Annotated in this window: 26 protein-coding genes and 4 pseudogenes; 22 read left to right on the top strand and 8 right to left on the bottom strand. The window is 37.2% G+C overall.

All coding sequences use genetic code 11. The features are described 5' to 3' along the window. The first annotated feature begins 219 nt into the window (after positions 1–219). The 4 genes and pseudogenes from CS063_RS15620 to CS063_RS15605 all read left to right on the top strand — a co-directional run bounded on the left by CS063_RS15620 (position 220) and on the right by CS063_RS15605 (position 4,224). Positions 220–924, top strand: a complete 705-nt coding sequence (locus tag CS063_RS15620; protein WP_099450627.1) for an alpha/beta hydrolase — start codon at positions 220–222, stop codon at positions 922–924. 43 nt (positions 925–967) lie between these two features. After that, positions 968–1,105 (top strand): annotated as a pseudogene (locus CS063_RS15615) (MerR family DNA-binding transcriptional regulator); the annotation flags it as partial. Between the two features lie 9 nt (positions 1,106–1,114). Further along, positions 1,115–1,441: pseudogene (locus CS063_RS18245) on the top strand (IS3 family transposase); the annotation flags it as partial. Positions 1,442–1,962: 521 nt separating this feature from the next. Further along, positions 1,963–4,224, top strand: coding sequence for an ATP-binding cassette domain-containing protein (locus CS063_RS15605; RefSeq protein WP_099450624.1), 2,262 nt, complete (start codon positions 1,963–1,965; stop codon positions 4,222–4,224). Between the two features lie 157 nt (positions 4,225–4,381). Here CS063_RS15605 and CS063_RS15600 read toward each other — a convergent pair whose 3' ends face one another. After that, positions 4,382–4,636, bottom strand: a complete 255-nt coding sequence (locus tag CS063_RS15600) for an isochorismatase family protein (protein ID WP_180270831.1) — start codon at positions 4,634–4,636, stop codon at positions 4,382–4,384. A 148-nt stretch (positions 4,637–4,784) separates the two neighbouring features. Here CS063_RS15600 and CS063_RS15595 point away from each other — a divergent pair, with 148 nt between their 5' ends. From CS063_RS15595 to CS063_RS15580, 4 genes are all read left to right on the top strand, one after another. Next, positions 4,785–5,447 (top strand): CatA-like O-acetyltransferase, encoded by a 663-nt coding sequence (locus tag CS063_RS15595; protein WP_099450622.1) that lies wholly within the window; start codon positions 4,785–4,787, stop codon positions 5,445–5,447. 252 nt (positions 5,448–5,699) lie between these two features. Then, positions 5,700–6,422, top strand: coding sequence for an ABC transporter ATP-binding protein (locus CS063_RS15590; RefSeq protein WP_099450621.1), 723 nt, complete (start codon positions 5,700–5,702; stop codon positions 6,420–6,422). Next, positions 6,419–7,162, top strand: a complete 744-nt coding sequence (locus tag CS063_RS15585) for an ABC transporter permease (protein ID WP_099450620.1) — start codon at positions 6,419–6,421, stop codon at positions 7,160–7,162. The genes CS063_RS15590 and CS063_RS15585 overlap by 4 nt, the downstream gene beginning before the upstream one ends. An 11-nt stretch (positions 7,163–7,173) precedes the next feature. Next, entirely contained in the window at positions 7,174–8,034 is an 861-nt protein-coding gene (locus CS063_RS15580; protein ID WP_099450619.1) for a MerR family transcriptional regulator, read from the top strand. Between the two features lie 144 nt (positions 8,035–8,178). On the opposite strand, the gene CS063_RS15575 is transcribed toward CS063_RS15580, so the two are convergent. Continuing rightward, positions 8,179–8,367, bottom strand: a complete 189-nt coding sequence (locus CS063_RS15575; protein WP_099450618.1) for a hypothetical protein — start codon at positions 8,365–8,367, stop codon at positions 8,179–8,181. 322 nt (positions 8,368–8,689) lie between these two features. Here CS063_RS15575 and CS063_RS15570 point away from each other — a divergent pair, with 322 nt between their 5' ends. Both CS063_RS15570 and CS063_RS15565 read left to right on the top strand, forming a co-directional pair. Then, positions 8,690–9,265 (top strand): TetR/AcrR family transcriptional regulator, encoded by a 576-nt coding sequence (locus CS063_RS15570; RefSeq protein WP_180270830.1) that lies wholly within the window; start codon positions 8,690–8,692, stop codon positions 9,263–9,265. A gap of 20 nt (positions 9,266–9,285) precedes the next feature. Beyond that, positions 9,286–10,767 (top strand): phytoene desaturase family protein, encoded by a 1,482-nt coding sequence (locus CS063_RS15565; RefSeq protein WP_180270829.1) that lies wholly within the window; start codon positions 9,286–9,288, stop codon positions 10,765–10,767. A 75-nt stretch (positions 10,768–10,842) separates the two neighbouring features. Here the strand turns inward: CS063_RS15565 and CS063_RS15560 are convergent, their stop codons facing one another. Continuing rightward, on the bottom strand, positions 10,843–11,004 hold the full coding sequence (locus CS063_RS15560; RefSeq protein ID WP_180270828.1) for a flavodoxin family protein: 162 nt from the start codon (positions 11,002–11,004) through the stop codon (positions 10,843–10,845). A 184-nt stretch (positions 11,005–11,188) separates the two neighbouring features. Between CS063_RS15560 and CS063_RS15555 the strand changes: the two genes are divergently transcribed. Continuing rightward, entirely contained in the window at positions 11,189–11,629 is a 441-nt protein-coding gene (locus CS063_RS15555) for a MerR family transcriptional regulator (RefSeq protein WP_099450615.1), read from the top strand. Positions 11,630–11,818: 189 nt separating this feature from the next. Continuing rightward, positions 11,819–12,037, top strand: a pseudogene (locus CS063_RS15550) (hypothetical protein); the annotation flags it as partial. A gap of 42 nt (positions 12,038–12,079) precedes the next feature. Here the strand turns inward: CS063_RS15550 and CS063_RS15545 are convergent. The 3 genes from CS063_RS15545 to CS063_RS17505 all read right to left on the bottom strand — a co-directional run bounded on the left by CS063_RS15545 (position 12,080) and on the right by CS063_RS17505 (position 13,449). Then, positions 12,080–12,556 carry a hypothetical protein gene (locus CS063_RS15545; protein WP_099450613.1) on the bottom strand — a complete coding sequence of 159 codons (477 nt, stop codon included), beginning with the start codon at positions 12,554–12,556 and terminating at the stop codon, positions 12,080–12,082. Further along, positions 12,553–13,158: a recombinase family protein gene (locus CS063_RS15540; protein WP_099450612.1), complete on the bottom strand. Its 606-nt coding sequence runs from the start codon at positions 13,156–13,158 to the stop codon at positions 12,553–12,555. The genes CS063_RS15545 and CS063_RS15540 overlap by 4 nt, the downstream gene beginning before the upstream one ends. Positions 13,159–13,320: 162 nt before the next feature. Beyond that, positions 13,321–13,449, bottom strand: a complete 129-nt coding sequence (locus tag CS063_RS17505) for a ribbon-helix-helix domain-containing protein (protein ID WP_180270827.1) — start codon at positions 13,447–13,449, stop codon at positions 13,321–13,323. A 357-nt stretch (positions 13,450–13,806) separates the two neighbouring features. Between CS063_RS17505 and CS063_RS15535 the strand changes: the two genes are divergently transcribed. The 6 genes from CS063_RS15535 to CS063_RS15510 all read left to right on the top strand — a co-directional run bounded on the left by CS063_RS15535 (position 13,807) and on the right by CS063_RS15510 (position 18,210). Further along, a complete protein-coding gene (locus tag CS063_RS15535; protein ID WP_099450611.1) occupies positions 13,807–14,016 on the top strand; it encodes a PF20097 family protein in 210 nt (69 codons plus the stop codon). Between the two features lie 63 nt (positions 14,017–14,079). Beyond that, entirely contained in the window at positions 14,080–14,547 is a 468-nt protein-coding gene (locus CS063_RS15530; protein ID WP_099450610.1) for a hypothetical protein, read from the top strand. 475 nt (positions 14,548–15,022) lie between these two features. Beyond that, positions 15,023–15,352 carry a MerR family transcriptional regulator gene (locus CS063_RS15525; protein WP_099450609.1) on the top strand — a complete coding sequence of 110 codons (330 nt, stop codon included), beginning with the start codon at positions 15,023–15,025 and terminating at the stop codon, positions 15,350–15,352. A 419-nt stretch (positions 15,353–15,771) separates the two neighbouring features. Beyond that, entirely contained in the window at positions 15,772–16,107 is a 336-nt protein-coding gene (locus CS063_RS15520; protein WP_099450608.1) for a hypothetical protein, read from the top strand. Positions 16,108–16,169: 62 nt separating this feature from the next. Further along, positions 16,170–16,496 carry a PDDEXK family nuclease gene (locus CS063_RS15515; protein ID WP_099450607.1) on the top strand — a complete coding sequence of 109 codons (327 nt, stop codon included), beginning with the start codon at positions 16,170–16,172 and terminating at the stop codon, positions 16,494–16,496. Positions 16,497–16,557: 61 nt separating this feature from the next. Further along, positions 16,558–18,210, top strand: a complete 1,653-nt coding sequence (locus CS063_RS15510) for a hypothetical protein (RefSeq protein ID WP_099450606.1) — start codon at positions 16,558–16,560, stop codon at positions 18,208–18,210. A gap of 133 nt (positions 18,211–18,343) precedes the next feature. On the opposite strand, the gene CS063_RS15505 is transcribed toward CS063_RS15510, so the two are convergent. Together CS063_RS15505 and CS063_RS15500 are read right to left on the bottom strand one after the other, a co-directional pair. Further along, on the bottom strand, positions 18,344–18,853 hold the full coding sequence (locus CS063_RS15505; protein ID WP_308415545.1) for a DNA methyltransferase: 510 nt from the start codon (positions 18,851–18,853) through the stop codon (positions 18,344–18,346). Positions 18,854–18,867: 14 nt separating this feature from the next. Then, the gene (locus CS063_RS15500) at positions 18,868–19,362 is read right to left on the bottom strand and encodes a hypothetical protein (RefSeq protein ID WP_099450604.1); all 495 of its coding nucleotides are present in this window, start codon (positions 19,360–19,362) and stop codon (positions 18,868–18,870) included. A 354-nt stretch (positions 19,363–19,716) separates the two neighbouring features. Between CS063_RS15500 and CS063_RS15495 the strand changes: the two genes are divergently transcribed. From CS063_RS15495 to CS063_RS15480, 4 genes and pseudogenes are all read left to right on the top strand, one after another. Continuing rightward, positions 19,717–21,408 (top strand): recombinase family protein, encoded by a 1,692-nt coding sequence (locus CS063_RS15495; RefSeq protein WP_308415544.1) that lies wholly within the window; start codon positions 19,717–19,719, stop codon positions 21,406–21,408. Positions 21,409–21,758: 350 nt separating this feature from the next. Further along, on the top strand, positions 21,759–22,478 hold the full coding sequence (locus CS063_RS15490; RefSeq protein ID WP_099450602.1) for a LytR/AlgR family response regulator transcription factor: 720 nt from the start codon (positions 21,759–21,761) through the stop codon (positions 22,476–22,478). A 14-nt stretch (positions 22,479–22,492) separates the two neighbouring features. Then, the gene (locus tag CS063_RS15485; RefSeq protein ID WP_099450601.1) at positions 22,493–23,806 is read left to right on the top strand and encodes a sensor histidine kinase; all 1,314 of its coding nucleotides are present in this window, start codon (positions 22,493–22,495) and stop codon (positions 23,804–23,806) included. A 260-nt stretch (positions 23,807–24,066) separates the two neighbouring features. Further along, positions 24,067–24,790, top strand: a pseudogene (locus CS063_RS15480) (hypothetical protein); the annotation flags it as partial.

Below are 24,790 nucleotides of genomic sequence, written 5' to 3'. Positions count from 1 at the left end.
GCATTGTAGTAAAGAAGTTTGGAAGCATTAAAAAAGATAAAGTTCAATCTATTTACTTTTTTACGGTGATGAACAAATTATCTTTTAAAAAATAAAAACGAATTAAAGTCAGCGCCATAAAGTGATGTGAAAAAAATATTAATTGAACTAAATGTAATTATGTGAGAAAATTATGAAAATAAAATACGTATTTTGTATAAATAGAGAAAGGAGGATAAAATGCTTAAAAAAGAAATTAAAGTTGATTATATACCTGCAATTTTATGGGGAGAAGATAGTGAGAAGTTATTTATAGCTGTACATGGCAATATGTCATCTAAATCGGATGTGCCTATTTCTATTTTAGCAGAAGAAGTGGTGCCCTTAGGATATCAAGTGTTGAGCTTTGATTTGCCAGAGCATGGGAATAGAAAAAATGAACCCACACTTTGCAAAGTTGAGACATGTGTTGGGGAGCTTGCAAAGATAATGAATTTTGCATCGGCAAGGGCAAAAGAGGTATCTCTATTTGCTTGTAGTATGGGTGCCTATTTTAGTTTGCTTTCCTACAAAGAGAGTTACTTGAAGCAAAGCTTATTTCTTTCACCGGTTGTAAATATGGAGCGTATCATCAATAATATGATGACTTGGCTCAATATAACGGAGGAGCAGCTGAATCGTGAGCAAGAGATTGCTACCCCTATAGGACAAACCATGTATTGGGATTATTATCAATATGTAAAAGAAAATCCTGTTGTGCACTGGAGTAGCCCGACTTCTATTCTTTATGGGGAAAAGGATGAACTTTGTGAATTGGAATATATAACAGCGTTTGTAAAAACTTTTAACTGCCAACTAGAAATAGTTGATGGGGTAGCCCATTACTTTCACACTTCAGAGCAACTTATGCACTATAGAAAGTGGCTAAAAGAACACTTGAGATGAAATATTGAAGTAGATTTTATATAGCAAGAAAGGCGATAAGAGTATGTTTAAGATTGGGGAGTTTTCAAAAATCACTCAAGTATCCATTCGAATGCTGCGTTACTATGATGAACATAAATTATTGGTGCCATATGTTGTTAATCAGAGTAATAATTATAGATTATATTCTGCGGAACAAATGATACATTAAATAATCAAACGTATTCATATTGAATCTAAATGTATCTACGGTAGTAGAAAGATTATAGAAGTCCTTCATAAAGAAGGAGAAAATGTATCCCTAAAAACTGTAAGTAATATTATGAAAGAAAATAAGTTACATTCTAAAACAGTCAAGAAATATAAAGCTACAACCAATTCTCATCATAATCTTCCTGTATTCCCTAATCTTTTGAACCAAAAGTTTAAAGTGGATGGACCAGGCAAGGTCTGGGTGACTGATATTACATATATTTAGACCAAAGAAGGCTGGCTTTATTTGGCTAGTGTTATGGATCTATTCTCAAGGCGTATTATATAAAGAAAGAGCTTGTATATCATGAAGTCTACAAAACAAGAAACCAAGCAAAAGCTAGCATTATGAACTATCTAATGAGCTTTTATAATTGTTGAAGAATACACAGTTTTAATAACTACATGTCCCCGGTTGAGTATGAAAAAGATTACTACAGACAACAAAAGTTAGCTAGCTAAAAACTCGATTTAATTTGTCCATTTTATTGACAACGTATCAAATAATTTGGATACCCAAGACCCACACTATTTAGGGAGTAAATTAATGGTTTTAGTTATTGGCATCCTAGTGTATATATTGCTTACGACCATTGCTTATAAGAAATCAGTGGTATCTTTTGAGGCACTGGATTTATAAAAGAAAAGAGACAAATATAGACAGATTACCTATGGAAAATTATTTTATTAAAGATTTCAGTATACCTAGATAAAACATACAGAAATTTAATTGATAATGATTGACTCTCCTGTTAGAGGAGAGTGTAGACTATTTTTATTTCTAGCAGATAAGGATGGAGGTAAAATATGAAAAATCAATCGCATATCATTATTAGAGGTTTGCATCAAAATAATTTAAAAAATGTATCCCTAGATGTACCAAAGGGAAAAATTGTTGTATTTACAGGGGTATCAGGTTCAGGTAAATCCAGTATTGTATTTGATACCATAGCAGCAGAAAGCCAGCGCCAAATGAATGAAACCTATACAGCATTTATGAGGGGAAGATTACCTAAATACGAAAAGCCAAAAGTAGATTTTATTGATAATCTTTCAGCTTCTGTAGTGATTGATCAAAGTCGACTAGGGGGAAACTCAAGGTCTACAGTGGGGACAATTAGTGATATGTATGCTGCACTACGTTTACTCTATGCAAGGATAGGAAAACCTCATATAGGGACAGCCTCCTATTTTTCTTTTAATGATCCCAATGGGATGTGCATGACCTGCTCAGGACTTGGAAAGGTCATGGAGGTGAATATGAGTGCCGTTTTAAATGAGGAAAAATCTTGGAATGAAGGAATGGTACAGCTTGGGACTTTTTCACCAGGCAATTGGCATTTTAATCAGTATGTAGAGTCAGGGCTTTTTGACCCCAATAAAAAGCTAAAGGACTATACAGATACAGAGCGTAACCTTCTTTTATATGGAGCCTATACTCAGGACGGTGAAAGAGTACATAAAAGAGTGGAAGGTATACACACACATTTAACAAGAGTTTTACTAAAAAGAGATACGTCCTCAACCAGTGATATGACTCAAAAACGCCTTGAAACGTTGGTTGTGGAAAAGAAGTGTCCAGTTTGCAACGGAAAAAGATTAAATGTAGCAGCTCAGAGTGTAACCATTAATGGCAGAAGTATTGTAGAGCTTTGCGAGATGGAATTTGTAGCGCTTAGAAGTGTACTTGAAGAAATAACAGACCCACGTGGGGAAACGATTATCGAAGCTTTAAAGGCAGGGCTTACAAGAATGATAGATATTGGTCTTCCTTATTTAAGTATGAATAGGGAATCAGCCTCTTTATCTGGAGGAGAAGCACAACGACTCAAGTTGGTACGCTATATGGGAAGTGCCTTAACAGGGATGACTTATATTTTTGATGAACCAAGTACAGGAATGCACCCAAGAGACGTGCACCGTATGACAAAGCTGCTTCAAAGTCTAAGAGATAAAGGTAATACAGTGCTTGTAGTAGAACATGACCAAGATGTTATTCGTATAGCAGATGAAGTAGTAGATGTAGGACCTTTTGCAGGAATAAAGGGTGGACAAATCTTATTCCAGGGGAGTTATGAAGCACTACTAAAGGCAGATACACTTACAGCGCAAGCAATGCGTGAAGTTGTTCAGATGAAAGAAAAACCACGAATACCTAAGGCGTTTTTATCTATTGAAAACGCCAATCTTCATAATTTGAAAAATGTAAGTGTAGACATTCCACTAGGTATTATGACAGTTGTTACAGGTGTAGCAGGCTCAGGAAAAAGTACGCTTATTCGAGATGTATTTGCCAAAAAACATGCAAATCAGGTAGTACTGATAGACCAATCACCAGTGACAGCCACAGGACGTTCTACGCCAGCTACATATCTTGGCTTTTTTGATGAAATAAGAAAAATTATGGCAGAAGAGAATCAGGTAGCAGCTTCAATATTTTCCTTTAATAGTAAAGGGGCATGTCCTGTATGTGAAGGAAGAGGAATGGTTATCACAGAGCTTGTTTTTATGGATCCTGTTACAACAACTTGTGAAAGCTGTGAAGGAACAAGGTATAGTGAAGAAGCGATAGGTTACTTGTATAAAGGGAAAAATATCGTAGAAATTCTAGATATGACAGTAGAAGAGGCACTTGACTTTTTTGAAGAACATAAGAAAATTACAAAACACCTTCAAGCAATGCGTGATGCAGGATTATCTTATTTGTCTTTAGGTCAACCGTTATCCACTTTATCAGGAGGAGAAAGACAGCGTATCAAGCTTGCTAAACATCTGAATCAAAAAGGGAATATCTATGTATTAGATGAACCTACCACGGGGCTGCATGCATCAGATATAAAAAGTATGATGAAGCTTTTAGATGGTTTTGTAAAACGTGGCAATACAATGATTATTATTGAACACAATCTTGATGTAATGAAACAAGCTGATTATTTAATAGACATAGGTCCGGGTGGAGGAAGTCTAGGGGGAGAAGTATTATTTACGGGTACGCCAAAGGAAATGGTTGAAAAGGCAGACACCATTACAGCAAAATATCTACGTAGAGGGTGCAAGGAAGAAGTGTAAAAAGTTCTCCATTAAAATTATAAATAATTTTAATGGAGAACAGCGAGAAAATAAAGTTTGAACAATAGAAATGAACAATCAATCCTAGGACATCAATCAAGTATGTCCTAGGATTTTATAATATAACTCCAAACTAGGGAATGATCATTTTTAAGTATTAAAACGGTAAGTCATTAACCATAGTTAGGGTTACAAATTGTTCTAGGATGGTATGGTGATGTGTGGTAATCTGGCTTGCAGAGAGTGTATCTGAGTCATAGGTGCTATGGGCATCTTTAGGCAAAACCACTTTATAACCGTGTGAATAAGCCGATTTAACGGTTGTATCAATGCAAAATTCAGACTGAACGCCACATATGATAACTTCTTGGATGTTATCTGCCTTAAGGTCCCTATCTAAAGAAGTCCCCAAAAATGAATCTGCGAGTTCAATCTACTTAAATAGCCATTAAAGATAAGTGGAGCTAAATAGGTGTGCCTAAAAGAGGAACTCTACGGTTCATAGATAGTTTATTGATTATAAGCACGCTATACTTGTAATGAAAAGGAGCGTGAAAGTCATGGAATTAGAGTTTTGTGAAATCAATTTAAAAGAATGGAAGAGAGCACCCTATTTTGAGTTCTACACTAAAATGTTGCCTACAGGGTTTAATCTATGCGTAGAGTTAGATGTGACCAAAATGTATACCTATTTTAAAGAGAAAGGGTACAAGTTTGCCATAGGATATCGTTATATTACAATGAAGTTAATCAATGAAAGAGCGTATTTTCGAGTAGCATATAAGGAAGGAAAACTAGGATATTATAATTATCTAACACCAACCTATGCCAATTTTCATAGTGATGATGCAACAACAACTATAATGTGGGTAGAGTATAGGGAAACATTTGAAGCATTTCAACAACACTATCTAGAGGAGGAAAACAAATATAAAGGCGTGCATGGTATAGTGGCAAAACCTACTATGCCACCTGAAAATAGTTGTATGGTAGGCGTGTTGCCGTGGACCTCTTTTATCAGCTATTCGCCCATACCTTATTCAGCACCAACAACATTTTTCCCCGTTTTGCAAGCTGGGAAATTAAAGAGGGTAGGAGAAAAGATATGGATGCCTTTTTCTATAACCATATCCCATGCAGTAGTAGATGGATATCAGGTAAGTGAGTATCTAGAACAATTACAATTAGCAATGAATCTACCTGAGAAAATATGTAGTTATTGAGAATTTTTTAGGGGTATATTTTATTACCTACAAGGATGTACCAATCTTTAATTGCAAGTATTATGGAGTAATCACATTAATAGACAAAAATATAAAGCAACTTATCTATATTACCAGTAGATAGGTTGCTTTTATGATGATGCTTTTATTTTAACACAAAAAATTTTTGCTTAAAGAGTTGACTCTCCTCTTACGGGAGACTATAAACTACTCTTACAAGGAAGAAAAACGAAGTGAGAAAGGGGAATAGACATGCAATATGGTATAGAAGTGAGTCAGCTAACAAAAAAATATGGAGAGAAGACTGTGGTGAGTAACTTATCTTTTGCAGTGAAAAAAGGAGAGGTATTTGGACTCCTAGGGCATAATGGGGCAGGTAAATCGACGACTATTGATTGCTTATTGGGACTTAAAGCTTCTGATAAGGGAGAAAGTAAAATATTAGGTTTAAATCCCAAAAAGAAACGTAAAGAACTTTTTGAAAAGGTAGGTGTACAACTTCAAGCCTCAAGTTATCAGGCTTCTATTCGGGTGGGAGAACTATGTGAGGAAATAGCTGCCTTATATAAACAACCAGCCGATTACAAAAAATTATTAGAACAATTTAAGTTAAATACTTTTGAAAAACAGCCTGTTGATAAACTGTCTGGAGGAGAACGACAAAAACTTTCTGTACTGCTAGCGCTTCTTTCACAGCCAGAAGTAGTCTTTTTAGATGAATTAACGACGGGGTTAGATGTAGCAGCGAGAAGAGAGGTCTGGGAGATTTTAAGAGGGCTAAAAAACCAAGGTCTAACTATTTTTCTGACTTCACACTATATGGATGAGGTGGAAGCCTTATGCGATTATATATGTTTGATAAAAGAAGGGAAAGAGGTTGTGAGTGGCACCGTTCAGGAAGTCGTAGCTCAAAGTCCTTGTGAACAATTGGAAGAGGCGTATTTATGGTATATGAGTGAGGAGGTAACATTATGAAAAAGTATTTAAGGCTTTTTAAAATAGAAGGTAAATTAGCACTACGAGGAGTAGACAGTATCTTTTTTGGAGTGGGAATGCCGGTAGCTATTATGCTACTCATTGGGATTATTTGTGGGCAAAAGCCAGCCTATGAAGGTGCCACCTATAGTTTTTTAGAAGGTTCTTTTGGCGCCCTCACTACAGTGGGTATTTGTGCCACAGCCTTTATGGGGATACCACTCACACTAGCAGATTATAGAGATAAGAAGATATTGAAGCATTTCTTCGTTACCCCTGTAAGCCCACTTATGTTATTATTAGTACAAGTAAGTATCAATGCTCTTTTGTCAGTGATTTCCACACTCTTAGTTGCATGGGTTAGTGTTATTGGGTTTGGTTATGAAATGCAAGGTTCTTTAGGACAGTTTGTGGGGGCGTACTTTTTGGTACTCTTCTCAATGTATAGCTTAGGGATGCTGATAGCAAGTGTGTGTAGAAATATCAAAGTCGCTAATGTGGTGTGTAGTATCGTATACTTTCCAATGTTATTTTTATCGGGGGCTACGATTCCTTATGAAATTTTCCCAAAAGGATTACAAAGGATAGCGGATTTTATGCCACTTACCCAAGGGATTAAACTCTTAAAAGGCTTTTCATTAGGCTTACCTATAGATGACCTCATCACGCCAATATTAGTGATGATGATCACAATAGTGATAGGGGTCGTAGGTTCAATTACCTTATTTAAATGGGAGTAGGAGGAGTGAATATGGCGCAAGACTATAAATGCGAGCGTAAAGAGGAAGTGGCTATTTATAGAATAGGAATGTTTTCAAAAATGAATCATATTACCATCAAGGCACTTAGACATTACGATGAGCTAGGCTTATTAAAGCCAAGCTACACGGATACTTTTACAGGATATCGGTATTATACTTCGGAGCAGCTACCTGTTTTACACCAAATACTAGCCTTGAGAGAGATGGGTTTTACGCTAGAGGAAATTAAAAAGGTGCAAGAGGGAGCCTCAGAGAAACAGTTGTTATTACAAAAGAAAAGTGAGTTGCTTAAGAAAATTGCAGAAGAGACGTTGAAGCTTTGTCAAGTAGAAAGTTATTTGTCTAGTGAACAGGTGGAGAGTAGTTATCATATCATTGTCAAAGCCTTGCCCGAGGTAACTGTAGCTTCTATGCGTTGTATCATGCCGAATTATGGGGCTTTATTTGAAATTGTACCACCCATGGGGGAAGAAATGGAAAGGCTTGGTTGTGAGTGTACCATACCCGAATACTGCTTCAACATTTATCATGATGGGGAGTACAAAGAAGAAAATGTTGACGTGGAGATATGTGAAGCTGTAACAGAGATGAAGGAAGATTCGGATAAGCTAAAGTTTAAAGTTATTCCTAAGGTAGAAATGGCTGCTTGCGTGCTACACAAAGGGGCGTATGAGGGGTTCCCAAAAGCCTACAATGCGGTACTAAGATTTGTAGAAGAAAATGGTTATGAAATAATAGACCATCCAAGAGAATCGTACATTGATGGTGTATGGAATAAAGATTCGGTAGACGACTGGCTCACAGAAATTCAATTTCCTATTCGAAAAATAAAAGTGGAAAGAGCGGAATGAGATAGAACTTCATTTTATAAGCAATAATACAGTAGCAAAAAAAGTTGGGAAGGTATGGGCTATCATACCTTTAGGAAGCAAGCTAGAAAATGTATAAATTTATAACGATAATACCCAGAGATGAGCTGTCTCTGGGTATTATTGTTATAAATCATCTACATCTACTTCTTCACCATATCGGATGGTATTCATATTTGCGAAACCATCACTAGGATCTTCATCGGCGATAAAGAGACCGTCATCGTGAATGGGCGAATTGCCATTTTTACTTTTAAGAGGATCTTCTTTTTGCAGGGTAAGAGTAGATTTGCGGGGGTTTTTTTTTGAAGTCATTGGGTGTGCTCCTATCTCTATTTGCGAATAGTATTGGTGGTAGGAAAACTTTTTATGCAATGATTGATTTAATGAGAGCTAAGAGTAAATAGTGATTAGAAATTAGAGAAGAAATAGAGCAGGGGAGGTTTTAAAACTAGAAAAGTAGGAGATTACCAAGTAAAACTGAATAACTTAGAAGATAATGTGACAGCTCTTTCTTTGTAAAAGATAGTCAAAAACAGTATTGACAAAATAGTTTGAAAAAAGTATATTGAATTTGTATTCAATGAAAAAATGTTCAATAAGAGAGATTAAACAAAATGAGGGTATGGAGTGTAATATGGGCATACGAGAAGAACAAAAAAAGGCAAGACGAGAACTGATTATGCAAAAGGGGCTTGAGCTTTTTATTGAAAAAGGCTTTACCGCCACTAAAATAGCTGATATTGCAACAGCAGCAGAGATGAGTACAGGCTTGATGTTTCACTATTTTGAAAGTAAAGAAGCACTGTGTGAGGAAATTGTAAAGTTGGGGCTAAGTGGAACGAAGTGGACCATGACTTGTGATACGGAGGATGTGCTTGCTTTCTTTGAGGAGGCTGCTAAGGGGATTTTTACAGCTATGGAAGAAGCACCAATGGTAGCAAATATTTTTCTTTTCATGTCTAGAGTTCAAAAAAGTACAGAATTTCCAGCGTATATTAGGGACATAGCTTTTAAGGTAGATGTCACCCAACAATGTGTACCTCTTATTGAGCGAGGGCAAAAGGAAGGGGTTATTAAAGAAGGAAACCCACTGGCACTCTCTTTGACTTTTTGGTGTGCTATTCAAGGTATAGCAGAGCAGGTGGCAACACATGGAAGTTATCCGTTACCAGATTATAGATGGTTAGTAGATATCATAAGAAAACATTAAAATCGAAGGGGAGATTTGAGATGAAGAAAATGGTGATTATTGGTGGAGGTATCGCAGGTTTATCAGCAGGGATTTTTGCACAGGAAAATGGGTTTGAGAGTATAATCTTTGAAAAGAATCATACCATGGGGGGACAATGTACGGGGTGGAATCGCAAAGGGTATCATATTGATAACTGTATTCACTGGCTTACAGGATCTAGAAAAGGCTCACTAAATGAACTTTGGCGAGAGGTTGGGGCACTCAGTGATGAGATTGAGATTTTTTATCCAGAAAGATTTTACACTGTAGAATATCAAGGGGTACAAGTAAGTATTTATAGAGATATTGAACGTACACAGAAAGAGTTACTACAGCTTTCACCAGAAGATGAAAAAGCCATTAAAGAGATGTGTGAGGTGGTGCGTATACTGGCAACAGTAGAAATGCCAACAGAAAAACCCATGGAAGATCTGAATCTTTTTGACTTTATAAAACTAGCCAAATCTATGGGAGCGGGTGGAAAAGTGATGATGAAATATGCTAAACTTTCCATGGAAGATTATGCAAATACCTTCAAGCATCCAGCCATTCGGCATTTAATCTTAGATTACATGCCTGAAAGATATAATGCGTCGTCTTATATGTTTTCCCTTGCAACATTTTGTAGTGGAAATGGTGGCATACCAAAAGGTGGTTCTGTTCAAATGGTTCAACGCATGGTAGATCACTATCTTTCTCTAGGTGGAAAAATAAAAAAAGGTTATACGGCGAAGCAAGTTCATATACAAGATGGAAAGGCTGTAGAGGTTGAATTTGAAAACGGTGATAGAGTAGGGGGAGACGCTTATATACTGACAATGGATAGTAAAGTCGCTTTTTCAAAGCTTATTGGAGAAAAGTATATGGATAAACCCTTTAGAACATGGTATGAAAATCCACAGCTTTATCCAGTAAATAGTGCTGTTAATCTATCCTTTGGTGTGGCAGACCCATGCAAAGACATTCCAGAGACATTATTTTTTGATTGTGAAGGGTATCAAGTAGGCTGTTCAGTCAAAAATCGCATGAGTATAAAAAACTATAATTATGATGAATTTGGACCAGAAGGACATGTCGTTCTCCAAGCAAGTTTTGATCAAGTAGAAAAAGATTATGTATTCTGGAAAGATCTCTATAAAGATAAAGCAAGCTATGAGGTAGAAAAAAAGCGTATTGCACAAGATGCCATAGAACGCATGGAAGTAAAGTTCCCACAATTAAAAGGGAAAATACAAAGTCTAGATGTTGTTACACCAGTAAGCTATGAAAAGTGGTGCGGTGCCTATAAAGGAGCCTATATGTCTTTTATAGTCACTAAAGCAGGCAAACAAATGCAAAGTACAGGGAAAATAAAAGGGTTAGATAATGTAGTGCTTGCAGGGCAGTGGTTAATGCCACCAGGAGGGCTTCCAACTGCAGTTGTACAAGGAAAGTTTGGGGTTATGCGACTAATGAAAAAATTAGGATTCAAAAAAGATTAAAGAGTGAATGGGTATACTAGTATGTATAATAAGCGATTCATGATTAGAGAAAGATAAAATGGATATCAGTCAAATTTATAAAGAGTAAATGCAAAATCCTATTTGTTTTTCACGGAGATAGATGGTTTCAACTGTGTTTCCAACACTTAAAGCTCCATTTGTAAAGGATTCAACGAGGATTTCGGAATTTCCACCTTTTCTGGGAGTGGATGAAATGATTAATATTTTTTTACGCATGATTTATAGACTCCTTATTTAATTTCAAAATATTGTTTGTCATCTACAGGCTCAAGCCACTCGTTAGATGTGTTTTCACCAAGATTGACAAGCACATTTTAAAGTAATATACTAAGTTTAATACCTAAACCTAACTTTAGGTCAAGGATATTTTGAAAGTTTTTTATGAAATAGGAGTGAATGAATGTTATATACAATAGGTCAAGTTTCAAAAATGTTTGATTTACCCATTTCTACGATTCGATATTACGATAAAGAAGGCCTATTTCCAGAATTAGAACGTTCCTCTGGCATTCGTCAATTTAGAGAGCAAGAAATAGAAGCGTTACGAGTGATAGAATGTTTAAAAGGATCAGGTCTGGAAATAAAAGATATAAAGCTTTTTATGCAGTGGTGTATGGAAGGGGCTAAAACATATCCAGAACGCAGAGAACTATTTTATAAACAGAAGGAAATTGTTGAAGAAGAAATCGTGCGTTTGAATAGAGTTTTGGATATGCTAAAATTTAAGTGTTGGTATTATGAAACAGCCATAAAGGATGGGTCAGAGAATAATTTGAAAAATCTAAACATCATAGAAATGCCAGATGAAATACGAAAGGCTTATGAAAATGCACATAAGTAATTTGATACGTTTCCACAAACAGAAAATGGCGGTGTATATGTTCCCATAAACGAGAGATTACAAAAATATTGATAGGACATTCATACTGTCCACTCGTGTCACGTTGAGTCAGTGGTTCTTTTATCCCACAAAAGAGCAGACAGTTTTATCAATGTAAAAATGGAGTATGACGATGACATATACAGGGCACCAGACCGTGTTACCTACAAGCTTATACAAGAATATATAGAGGATAAATACAACTTCAAAGTTCATACAGCCTATATCGCAGAAGTTAAACGCTCCCTTGGCCTACCTATGTACGACGCACCTAATGCAGTGGAAGAATTAAAGTATCCATATAAACCAGCACCAGAATTTAAAGTGGAAGCTATTAAAGACGCACTTAGACATTTTAATGTAATATAGAAAGGACCCTACAAGGCAGTTTTATTAGCCTGTAGGGTCCTTTTACATACATCCTGCAAGTGTAAGCACAGCCTTACAGCTTTCAGGGTCTTTTTCTTCTAGCCATATCTCGAAGTTGCTAATAGTGATTTCCTTGGTAAACGCAATACTGTCAGAGTCGCACTCGTTGGGTAGATGCTCGCATATACAGCTGAGGCCTGTTAGCTTTGGCTCTATAATTTGGTTATCCTTGACCCGATTAAATTCGTACATAGTCCAATCAGGGGGTAGTTCAGTAAACATGGCCTCTGGGTAAGATACTGCAAACTCGATAGTGATTTGAGTAATTTTGCCAATACTTGACTCATCGTCATATGTAGAACAATTAGCGTAGGAAAGCTTAAAACCACGATTTATCAGAAGCTTAGCTAATCCTATAAGGTCAATACTGACGCTAACAGTCTTATATCCACAGCCACAGCAAGGCTTAGACCATATTTCACTGTATAATTCAAAGCAAGACGGACACATTGTCATCATAATGTACAGTCCTCCTTGTTGGCTTTATCAGTAGGCTCTGTATCTGACCGAATATCTCTAATGATACGATTTACCGTAGACCTGCTGAGTTCTGTTTGTCTTACTATTTCAGCTATTGTAACACCATTATTATATAGTGCCCTTACGGTGAGCCCTTTTTCATTTCGCTTGCTGGGGCGGCCTCCAGAACGACCTCTGGCCTTAGCAGCTTTGAGACCGTCTTTGGTTCGCTCTGAAAGCAAGTCACGTTCGAACTGAGACAGTCCAGCAAATATGGTAAACATAAACTTCCCTTGTGGGGTTGTGGTATCAAGCCAACTCTCTTTAAGACTTTTTATTTGGGCACCAGCTGTGTGTATCTTCTCAACGATTTCAAATAGGTCCTTGGTTGACCTACTAAGCCTTGACAGTTCGGAGACAATAACAGTCTCACCTTGTTGTAGTTCTTCTAGCATTTTATTAAGTTGTTCTCTTTCTCGTATGGTGCCTGTGATTTTTTCTTGGTAGATGCAACGATAATTGACACCTGCTTCTATTAATGCGTCTACCTGTCTATCTAAATTCATGTCACTTTTACTAACACGTACATAACCAACTAACATGGTAAATCCTCCCTTAAATCAGTTTATATGTATCATAAAGGTATCAATATCAAATTTGATTATGACACCTTTAATGACACATTTTACGCCCTTAAAACTCGCTATAATAGGCTTCTCTTGAAACTGTATCTAAAACGGTCGTTTATGGTACATACTTCCTCTTTATTTGGATTCTTCCGATAAGTCATGTAAGGCTATATGAATACCCTGCCTTATAATACTTGCTATGGGTAGACCAAGCTGTTCAGATAAATCCTTTAACTGGCCTGCTGTGCTTTCTTTCAGCCGCAACTTAAAAGAGATAGTCTCCTCTTTTGTTCTTAGTCTACCTTTACTATCCCTTGCAATTCACCAGCACCCCCTCTCCTGTCGGGCTTCCTTGACTAGTGACCCCACTAACATCATCTATACCGCGCTCTTAACCTATAGTCAATATCTTTTTAGGGAGTTCTATTCGTAGCCATCAGCTCCTGCCTTGTATAGCAAATAAAATATCTTAACTAAAAGACATGTAAATACTTGATATTATTCGTACTATGGAATACAATGAATTAATAGACTACTTTAAATCGATGCTAATATTATATTTGCTAATCTGAATCTACAACGCACTTGTATATTTATGTGAAACGAGAATGAGGGGTCTTAATGAAATGTCCATACTGTTTAAAGGAAATGAGAAAAGGAATGGTTAAGATTGGTGAATCAACTCTTAATATATTCAATACTGTTACATGGTATCCAGAGGAAGAACTCGACAAGAAAATTAGGAAAGAATATGTTAGGCTTAACTTTAATGCTGAAGGATATTATTGTGATGAATGTATGAAAGTTGTTAGCATTTTTGACGAAAAATAGTTGCACATTCTTTATAAACTATGGCCTATATGTAGGATTATATGACATGAGGGGGAATCTAAATTGAATGAATTGGTAAAGAGATACTGGAAAAATATTCTAATGATTTTATTAATATCCTTAGTAATTATATTAATAGTTTGCCTAAATAAAGCTAATATTCGTAAAGATGCCCTTCAAAGACAGGCAGATAATGCTTTTGAAAACTCTCTAGGTTTAGCATTGAGCGGGTTAAATATAGATTATATTAAAAGTGATGAAGGAGATAGAACCTACTTTTACTCAAGGATAATTAGTGGTTTAGGGTCTGCAAAGGAATTAATCCCTTTTACCTCATATAAAGATAACAATAATTTATCTTATATGTTAGAAGTTTTAAGTCAATTCATGATAAAGAACTTTTCTTCAGATTTCGAATTTGAATCAGAAATTCAGTTGAAGATTTATAAGCATCTACAAGAAATAATGTTTAACCCTAGAGATGAAGATGCAGTCAATAGGCTAGAAAAATTTATTGATTCAATAGAATAGTATTATGACACATCATTCTTAATATGCGAATCAGAGACTCCACACTATCATAACGGTAGCGAGGAGTTTTGATTTCGTAGGACTTATGCCTGAATTTCAGTGCCGTCCTTAAAGGTGAACCACACATCGTCTCTATCATAAACAGCAGTATGGTGAGCCTTGGCAAGGTCGAAACGGTCAACCAGTCCGTTGTATCGCTCTTAGTATTCTCCTTGGTCGAGAGCAAAATTAAATGACTTTATAAAGCAAGAAGTGGTCATATAGCGAAGAATGAAAACTAACAGCTATTTGACTTTTAAAACTAAAAATAATGACTGGCGTATCAATTCTTTATTTGATACGCCAGTTTTTTATTTGCATAACCTTAAAATCTTACTTAGGCCAGTAAACTTATACAATATTAAACAAAGTTGAGCATAAGTTTGTGCGTTAAGCTTGACTAAGTTTATATAAGATTAGGGAGAGGTGTTATATTATGAAGGATGAACTATTAACTGTTGCTCAGGCAAGTGCACTTGCAGGTGTAAGCACAGAGAGTATTAGGAGGTGGACTAATTCGGGCAGGCTTAAAACTTATCGTAGTGCAGGGAATCATAGGAGAATTAAGACTTCAGATCTAATGCGACTGATAGATAAGGAGTCAAACTTTGTAGCAGAACCGTCAGCATCATATATAGAGTTTCTTGGTGACGATACGAAACCAGACCCAACTAATATTCCTCCACTTAAAGATTTGCATAAATTCTTAGCAATGTACGATGATGAAGGCAGAGAAAGAGTGACGGCAGAGACTATAAAATTATAATAGTTTTATTGGCAGAAAGGACTCATGGAAACTCCGCAAAGCTGCATAGCTAAAGGGGTTGAGACAATATCTTCGTTAGCCTTTATTTGACCTGTGGAGGCTTTAGAAATGTTATTGGGTGCAAAATCCCTAAGTGAGAATTTTAAACTCTTTTACGAGGCAAATAAAGGCTAAAATCAAATTTATAAGATAGTCCATCTTGAAATTTTATACCTTATACTACTACCCTGTCATTCGACGGGGTTTTTCTTTTATATAACAAACTTCAATTTTCTGAGACAATGAGCACTAGAAAAAAATATTTCTAAGCCGATGATAAAAAGGCTAAAAAAGATAGAAATTCTTTAAAATCATTGTCGCATTTGTGTGCCTAGTGCAAAACGACATATAAATTTAAAAGAAAAGGAGGGAAAAAGAAGATGGATATGTCAAATATATTAGATTCTAAAATTATAGTAAGGCTACAATATGTAAATCTTGAAAATAATCCTGAGCATAAGTATGTCACGATTGTTACTAATAACAGTGTTTACTTTTTGCTTGAGGGTACTGGTAAGGATGGAGAGTTACTATCTGCCCACAACACTGCAAGTGAAGCTACCGAAACTGCTAATGTGTTAGGTTATACACTGCCATATAACCCCAGTTATTATGAAGATGGAATCGACTCTATGCCATTTACAGTTGAAGGTTTTATGTCCTTTATGCAATCTATATCATATTACGCAAACAAAGTTAATGATGAGGAAGTCTAGGTACTAGTGACTTCCATATCACTTCTTGTAAAAAGTATAAGCAGAAGGAGGGAAATACCACAATGCATGGAGTACTGGAAGGTAGTTGGAGAAAAGCTAGAGACGGTCAATACAAGGTATTAGTAAGTGGTTCAGAGAAGGAGGTAGGTAGCATAGTAGAAGTATTTGCCCGTTATGGAGATGTCAAATATATAGTTATCACAGGGACAAACTCTAAATTAAAGACAGGAGGATACCTCTACGATTTTAGATATACCCGTAAGCCAGAATATAGACCTGCTGCAGTGTCTAATACTAATATGCCTAATATTGATTTTTCTATTGTTTCTAAAGTAGAACCAGAGGAAATCAGTTTAGAAGAACTAGATGAAGCGTTAGGCTTAGATTAATTTTAAGAGCAGGGTACCTTTGTAATTGGGTATCCTGCTAAACTTTTATGGAGGATGTGAAATGGAATTTTACGATAACACTGAAATAGAATCTGAATATCTTTCGTCCATGGATGATTATCTTGATTTCTTATTTCCATATTTATCGGTCAATGAGAGGATTGCAGTATTTCTAAAGCAAAAAGATAGACCAAAGACAGTATTCTTTGAGTCTAAAGACGACATGAAATTAGGTCTAAACAATGTCCTGAGAAGCTGTGATAGTTACTTAACTCTATCAACTTGCGTAGCTTTGGACGGTGAGTTTAGTAAGGCGTCTGAAAATATGTATAAGAGATATGTTTTAGGCTTTGACTTTGACAAGAAAGATTTTAACGGTAAATGTAATACAATATATGATTTTACAGAATATTTCAAGGCTACGACAGGGCTATTTATCCATTTTGTCGTTGATTCAGGCAATGGATACCACATATATGTTGGTATAGAAGAAACAACTGATATAGCCCGTGTTACTGATATAACACGTCGTTATGCTGCTTTATCTGGGGCAGACCTTGCTAATATTAGTCAGGCCCAAAGTTTACGTTTACCTAATACAATCAATTACAAAGACCCAGCTAAGCCGATGGCTGTAAATATTGTAGCAGGTTATATCAATGACGATAGATTTAGACGGTATTCCCTTGATTATTTGGAAAGTCATCTTAGAAAGCTTGAAAAGACAGCTGGTATAAGGAGACCAAGTAAAAAGAAGAACATTAGAAAGAAGTTTAAAGGAATGTATCCTTGCATATCAAATATTATGTCAAATGGAGTACCTAAAGGTGAGCGTAATAAGTGTCTAGGACGGTTAGTAAGTTATTTCCGTGATATAGCTAGGGTTGACACTGAAACAGCCTTAGAGGCTATAATTGAATGGAATAACAGCTGTTCTAATTTATGCAGTGAGGCTGAAAGGAAGACAGATAAGGAAATTATAAGCGATTTTAATAGGTACTGGGAGAATAGAAAATACAACCTTTTAGGTTGCGTATCAGAGTCTAATAGCATGTCTGAAATATTGATAAAGTACTGTGATAAGGCTAATTGTCCAAAGCATAAACCTAAGTCAAATGTTGATAATGACAAGTTTTTTATCCTTAATAAGAGGTACACTACCAATAAATGTCTTAATAGCTTAAAAGGGTATGCTTATGTAATTTTAAAGGTTTTATTGGAAAGTACAGCAACATATAAAGTGTCAGAACTTGCTGATATGACAGGGTTTTCTGAGCAGACTACAAGCCGAACATTAAAATCGCTATTAGACCTTGAGCTAATTAATAAGAGGCTACTTGAAGGTATTAGTGTATACAAGGCTAGAAACTTTGCACCTCCAAAGGAAAAGCAGTATATAACCTTACCTAACATACTGTTTGATATGCTTATTAGGCGAGATATAAGCGAGCAGGAGCTAGTATTATATATTGCTATTAGGCGTAATGCCTACTTTGGGAGAAAATGTACCCAAGTTGAACTAGGAAAATTATTAGGATTGACAGAGCGAAGTATTTCACGAACAACTAAGCAGATGGTGGCTAATGGCTTGATAATAGTAGAGTATAAGAAGACGGGTGAATTTATAAAAAATGGTAGTAAAACCGTTGAAAAAGTCTTCAATTTCTATCATTTTCCCTTGGAGTATGAAGATGAAGGAAGCACCACTATTTAAGGCTTAATAAGGAAGTGTCCTCCAATTACATCAGGTTATGAACTAGAATGATATAGAGTGCGACGGATATACAAGCAGAGGGTGGCGTCGCTTGAAAATGAGGGTGACGCCGCCACTCTTTACTTTATATCTATTATAAGCCGAACAGTGCATCTATTCTCTGTTTAGTAGTTTTAACAGCTACGGGGTCAATATCACAACCTACAAACCTACGATTGCTTAGTGCAGCAGCTACAGCTGTACTACCCCCACCGACCATAAAATCACATACCGTATCACCTGAAACTGTGAACTTCTCTATTATATCTTTAACAGCTTCTACAGACTGACCCCAGACGTGAGGTTCTTTGTCTTCTTTATTCGGGTCGTAGGGAGCTTGAATTAAGTCAAAGACGACATTGCCAGTATATTTACCCTTAACAAGCCAGATTATGTTTTTAACAGCAGTCATGACCCTACGATTGTGTATTAAAGGAGTTCCACGTTGGCATATGTAGCTAATGTTCCAGTTGAATTTAAGGTTTGTATTGGCAGATGTAAGCTCTTTAATAGCGACATCTAAATGAGCTCCACCGCACATAACCATTAGAGAGCCACCGTCTACCAATATTCTTTCGGCTACGATAGGAATATAGCGATACAAGTCCTGTACTGATTTTAAGTTGTATGGGGGTCAATAAAGACCAAGTTTATACTCTCGTCTTTAATCTCATGGAGGCCAGTCTTAAGGTCACCTTGAAAAATCTTTATATCGTTTCTATTTATTATTATATCAGAGTGCTTATTAGCTTCTGATTTTTCTTTTCTCAATATGATTTGACAATACCTAGGAGACTTACTCTGTCTTTCTTGCATCTTATCAAGCACTCCGGGAGCCTTTAGTGCTCGTAAAGAGGCGTCACTTAAACCTTCAAGTATTTCAGGATGTGCCTTTAAATAAGGGTGCTGAGTCCAGTCATACTTGTTTATGTTCAAGTGTCCAAATTGGTCATCTTTATCGGAAAGTTCGCGTCTAATTGTACCTACAGTAGTAGGAGAAACTCCTAACATTTTAGCAATTGCCCTATCTGATAACTCAGGTGAAATCTTCAATTTATTTATGATAAGCTTACGTCTTTGTTCTCTATTAAGCTGTTTAATTTGCTTAGTCAATCAACCACCCCCTAATAAACATATAAGCCGATACCATTCTACCATATTTTTGTATAAATAATTACAAAATTTTTGGTGCAAAGGTGTGCCTTGTTCAATATCTCTTAAATTTTAAAAGTTTAGGAGGTAAAAGTTATGAACAAGGATAGGGCTAAGGATAGTTTTATCGCACATATTGCAGAGGTGGTAGAGAAACATGGCGATGCAGTACTTAAAGAAGTTAAAAACAAAGATGACGAAGTTAAGGAGTAGTGACTATGCAAAGTATAAGGGAACGATTTACAATGGATGCTTTATTATATACCCACAATGCTATTTGTGCGGTAAAATATCTTAAAAAGGATGGTATTTAATATGGAAAAGAAAGCGGTTATGTATTTAAGAGTATCAACAGAAATGCAGGTTGAAGGATATAGCCTTGACGCACAGCTTACTTCGATTGGGAAGTATGCTAAGGCTTATGACATAGAAGTAGTAAAAACCTATAAAGACGAGGGTAAGTCAGGTACTAGCGTTGCTGGACGAGACGATTTTATCCGTATGTTAGAAGATATTGAAGCAGGAACTGTAAATGTAGATTATGTTTTGGTATTTAAGCTTTCAAGGTTCGGCAGGAACTCAGCTGATGTGTTAAATTCGCTGCAGAAGCTGCAAGAACATAATGTAAATCTTATATGTACTGAGGATAGATTAGATTCCTCCACAGGTTCAGGCAAGCTTATGATTACAGTTTTGTCGGCAGTCGCAGAGATTGAGAGAGTAAATATCGTTGAACAGACAATGGCAGGTAGACGCCAGAAAGCCGAAGAAGGTAAATGGAACGGTGGTTTTCCTCCTTACGGCTACAGTTTGGGCAAAGACGACATCTTAAAAGTTAATGAAGCCGAAGCCAAAGCTGTAAGGGTTATATATGACAAGTATATAAATGACAACATGGGGTTTAACGCCCTAGCCAAGTATCTTAACAGGCAAGGCATCAACAAAATACCCCGTAAAAACGGTACATTAACCAGTTGGAGTGCAAAATTAGTCAAAGATATAATAGACAACCCAGTATATAAAGGCTATATAGCCTATGGTAGACGTACCAAGGAGAAGGTAAAAGGTACATCAAATGAATACAAGACGGTCAGACAAGAGGATTATATAGTAGCTAAGGGTAAACACAAGCCAATAATCTCTGTGGAAGACTGGGAGGTAGCACATGCACTAAGACTTGAAACAGGAGTTGCTTCTCCTTCTAGTATAGGTCGTGAGCGCATCCACGTTTTATCTGGAATTTTAAGGTGTCCTGAGTGTGGTGGTCCAATGTACACCAACAAAAATTCATGGACACGCAAGGATGGTGAGTATGTTGAGCGTCACTATTATGTATGTTCAAGAGCATACCAAGCCAGAGGTGTAGAGTGTAATTACAAGGCAAGCTTACGTAAGGAAGTCATAGAGTCTGATGTACTCAATGCAGTTCGTGACTTAGTTAAAGACCCTTTATTTGCAGAAGAAGTTAAGGCGAAGATTGGAAAAGAAGTTGATACCTCAGAAATTGATAAGGAGCTTGGTGAATATAGAAAGGCTTTGAGGCAGGCTAAAACAGCCAAGGATACTTTAGAAAATGAGATAGACAAACTACCCTATGATACAATTCACAGGGAGCGCAAGATACAAGACATGAATAGAAGATTAGACCGTGCATATGACGAGTTGATAGAGGTAGAGGAAAAGATAAAGGACCTCCTACTAAAGCGTGAAGCCGTGGAATCTAATGCTCTTACCTTGGAGCAGGTTTATAAAGTACTAGAAAACTTTGACCTTCTATTTGACAAGATGTCCGAGGAAGATAAGAAGAGAACAGTTGTATATCTCATTAAAGAAGTAGAAGTATATAAAGAACCACAAGGCAAAACACTCAGCAGGTTAAAGTCCATAACCTTCAATTTCCCTGTATTCTACAAGGGTTCTTCCACTGATAAACTTTTGTGGGAGAATGATACAACTGTCGAGACGGTAGTTCTAATGAAGCGCAGTGATTCGGAGAGTGAAGAATAGAAAATTACCACAATATGTTGTGAGTTTAAAGTGGATTTGGTGAAAAAAGCCGTTTTTTGTACCTTTAAAATAGAGTGAAATATAAGGTGTCCTTTTATTGATAAGGTGGCATTGCCGTAAGGAAGGATACTTTGAAATACACTCGACTCTGCTCGCATTTTATTTAGATGACATAAGGTGTGTAGCATGTGACAGTTGAGAATACAGTTCATTTAGAGGCTGCTTAAGGAGGCTCTATTTATTATTTGCAACATCTCCATAATGTGTTAAAATAACCTAGAAACCCGAATAGGGGCTAATAGTATCCATCACATTTAAAGTTGAAGTGGAGATGAAAGGAGTATAAACCAATGATTAATATTGCAATCTGCGACGATGAATTGCAGGAGCTTAATCGATCTAATAGCTTGCTCAAGCAATACATTTATGAACATCCACAAGTTCAAATAAACACATATTCCTTTTCAGCACCTTTAGAGTTTCTTGCTTATGTGGAGGCGAATAATAAATTTGATGTATTGTTGCTTGACGTCTATATGCCGGGAATTCTTGGTACAGATATGGCAAGAGAGCTGCGGGATATGGGCGACAACTGCCAAATTATTTTTCTGACCACCTCCCGCGACCATGCGGTAGATGCTTTTTCCCTAAATGCCGCACATTATCTTGTGAAACCTTATTCTGAAAAAGAATTCTTTACAGCACTAAACAAGGTATTGGATAACCTCGCAAAGAAAGAAGACTATATTACAGTAAAATCAACTGAAGGTATCAGCCGCATTGAACTTAATGAGTTAGTATATTCTGAAACAGATAACCATTTTCAGCGCTTAAATTTGTCAGACGGTAGGACAATCTATGTGCGAAAATCCTCTACCGAGATTTTTGAACTGCTCGATAAATACCCGCGTTTTTATAAATGTGGCAGCACTTATATCATAAATATGGACTATATCATTGAGCTTACCTCCAAGTGGATTTTCTTTTCTACAGGTGCTAAAATTACAATGCTTAGCCGAAAATACACGGAATTTAAAAAGCTATACATGGATTACAGCTGCAATTGCTGAGGGAGAGGTTTTATATGGATATGATTACATATGCGGTGGTATTCCTGAGGCTTTTGCAGACGATTTCTTATATGAGCCTATTTTTCTTCTTTTTGATAAAGTTGAAAGAGCCGAAAAGGAAACGAATAACAATTACTGTCGCGATTTATTTTGTGGTTGCCGTTATATATTGTACCATTCTGATTTTATATGGACAGAAAATAGTGGAAATACTGATTATGCCTGTCGAAATTGGGCTGTGTCTGATTTTGATTTTCGTCTGTTCCGCGGACAAGTGGCCAGTGTCTCTTTTTGTCATGTTCACTCAGTTTAATCTGCTCCTCGGCATCAGCTACATTTCGGATATATGTACCACTGAAAGTTCAGGGGTTGTGTATCAGATTGAATATATCATATACCGCACAGTGCTGTTCGGAGCGCTTCTGTTCTGCAATTATAAATTTGTTCGTCTACGTTTCCGTAGGCTGGTAGAGCTATTGGGAAAGGAGTGGCATCTTATGGCTCTGGTAGCCTTCTCTTTCTATGTTCTAGAGTCTGTTATTCATTACTATCCGCAAATGTACTGGTATGAAGCAGATAACCGCTGGTATCTTGTTGCAAGCTCCTATCTGGTGTTTGCAGGCGTCTACTGGCTGATTTTTCGGTCGTTCAGTGATATCGCGGAAAAATATGAGGTTCAGGAGAGGGAACATATCCTTGCTCAGCAAAACAAGATGTGGGAAGAACATATAGAGGAACAGAAAAATGCAGTCAACGCGGCTCGTCGTGACCGCCATGATCTTCGCCATCATTACGATACGCTTATAGCAATGCTTCAGAGAGAGAAAACACAGGAAGCATTATCGTATTTGAACGCGCAGACACAGAGAACGGAAAAACCTGTTCTTGCCGGCATTTGTGAACACCTTGCAGCAAATGTTAACCTGTCAAGATGGGCAGAGCGAGCGAGGGAGAAGGGAATCAAAACTGAGATAGATGCGAGGATTCCCTCAAACCTTCCAATGGATGAAGTTGCACTAGTTGGTATTATTGCGAACTCCTTTGAAAATGCGGTGGAAGGCTGCCTGCGTTGTTCTGACGCAACAGAGAAATATATCACGGTGAAGATTGTTTATTCCGTATATAACGGAGCCAGAAAGCTTCAAATTATAGTCCAAAACTCTTGCGCTGATAACATCATCTTTGAAAGTGGTTTTCCAATCTCACAGAAGTGCGGCGGGGGGACTGGAACAAAGAGCATTACCTATATTGCCGAGAGGTATAGTGGCATGGTGGAGTTTACTGCTGAAAAGGGTGTTTTTAGGACGCGTGTTCTTCTCCATTTATAATAACAAGCTTAAAAACTTGATAAAATACGACATTTACGCCAAATATTCATACAATTACGCCACGGACGGTTTTCGTCCGTGGTTTTTTGTATAATGTAATCTAAAAGTATATTTATAGGGGAGTGATTTTGAAGATGGGAGAATCCAGTGACAGAATTGCGGAGGTAAAGGCGAGGCCGGTAAATCATAATCATTCTTTATCAACAATGTATACACTTAATTTGAGGTTTCAAGTAAATTAAAGGAGGAGAAAAAGAAAAATGAGAAAAAAATTTCTAAGCATCATTCTGACAGTGTGCCTAGTGTTAGGGCTATTGCCACAAATGGCAATGCCTGTGTTTGCAGCTGAGAAGGTTTATGGTGATTTTACGGTAAGCGACGAAGATGCGGCGACCTACGACAGCGGCAATAAGGCGTTGACCGTCAGAGGCGACTGTACCATTTCGATGGCAGACGGTGTAACTGAAACCACCACCAACAGCATAGTGGTGATAGGCGGTACAGCAGAGGTACCACTGAATATCACCCTAAAAGACGTGGACATTCAGTTTTCTGATGGCGATTATATGAATTCAGGCACCTGTGCCTTGGATATGCAAGGAGCTGCGGTAAACCTCACACTAGAGGGCACAAACACGCTGAAAAGCGGAGAAAATAAAGCCGGATTGGAGGCACCTAGCGGCGCAACGCTGACCATCGACGGCACAGGCACCCTTAACGCAACTGGCGGCGAATATAGTGCGGGCATTGGAGGTTCAACCGGTGCAGGCGGAAAAATTACCATCAATGGCGGTACTGTTACTGCAACCGGTGGCGAAAGTTGTGCGGGTATCGGAGGTGGTTCAGGCCGTACAGGCGGAATAACTACCATCAATGGCGGTACTGTTACTGCAACCGGTGGCACTGGCGGTGCGGGCATCGGCGGAGGCGGAACAATTAGCATCAATGGCGGTACTGTTACTGCAACCGGTGGCACCGGTTGCA

The sequence above is a fragment of the Sporanaerobium hydrogeniformans genome, from assembly GCF_002735925.1.
Taxonomy (GTDB): Bacteria; Bacillota; Clostridia; order Lachnospirales; family Cellulosilyticaceae; genus Sporanaerobium; species Sporanaerobium hydrogeniformans.
This window is presented reverse-complemented; position numbering and strand designations above follow the sequence as displayed.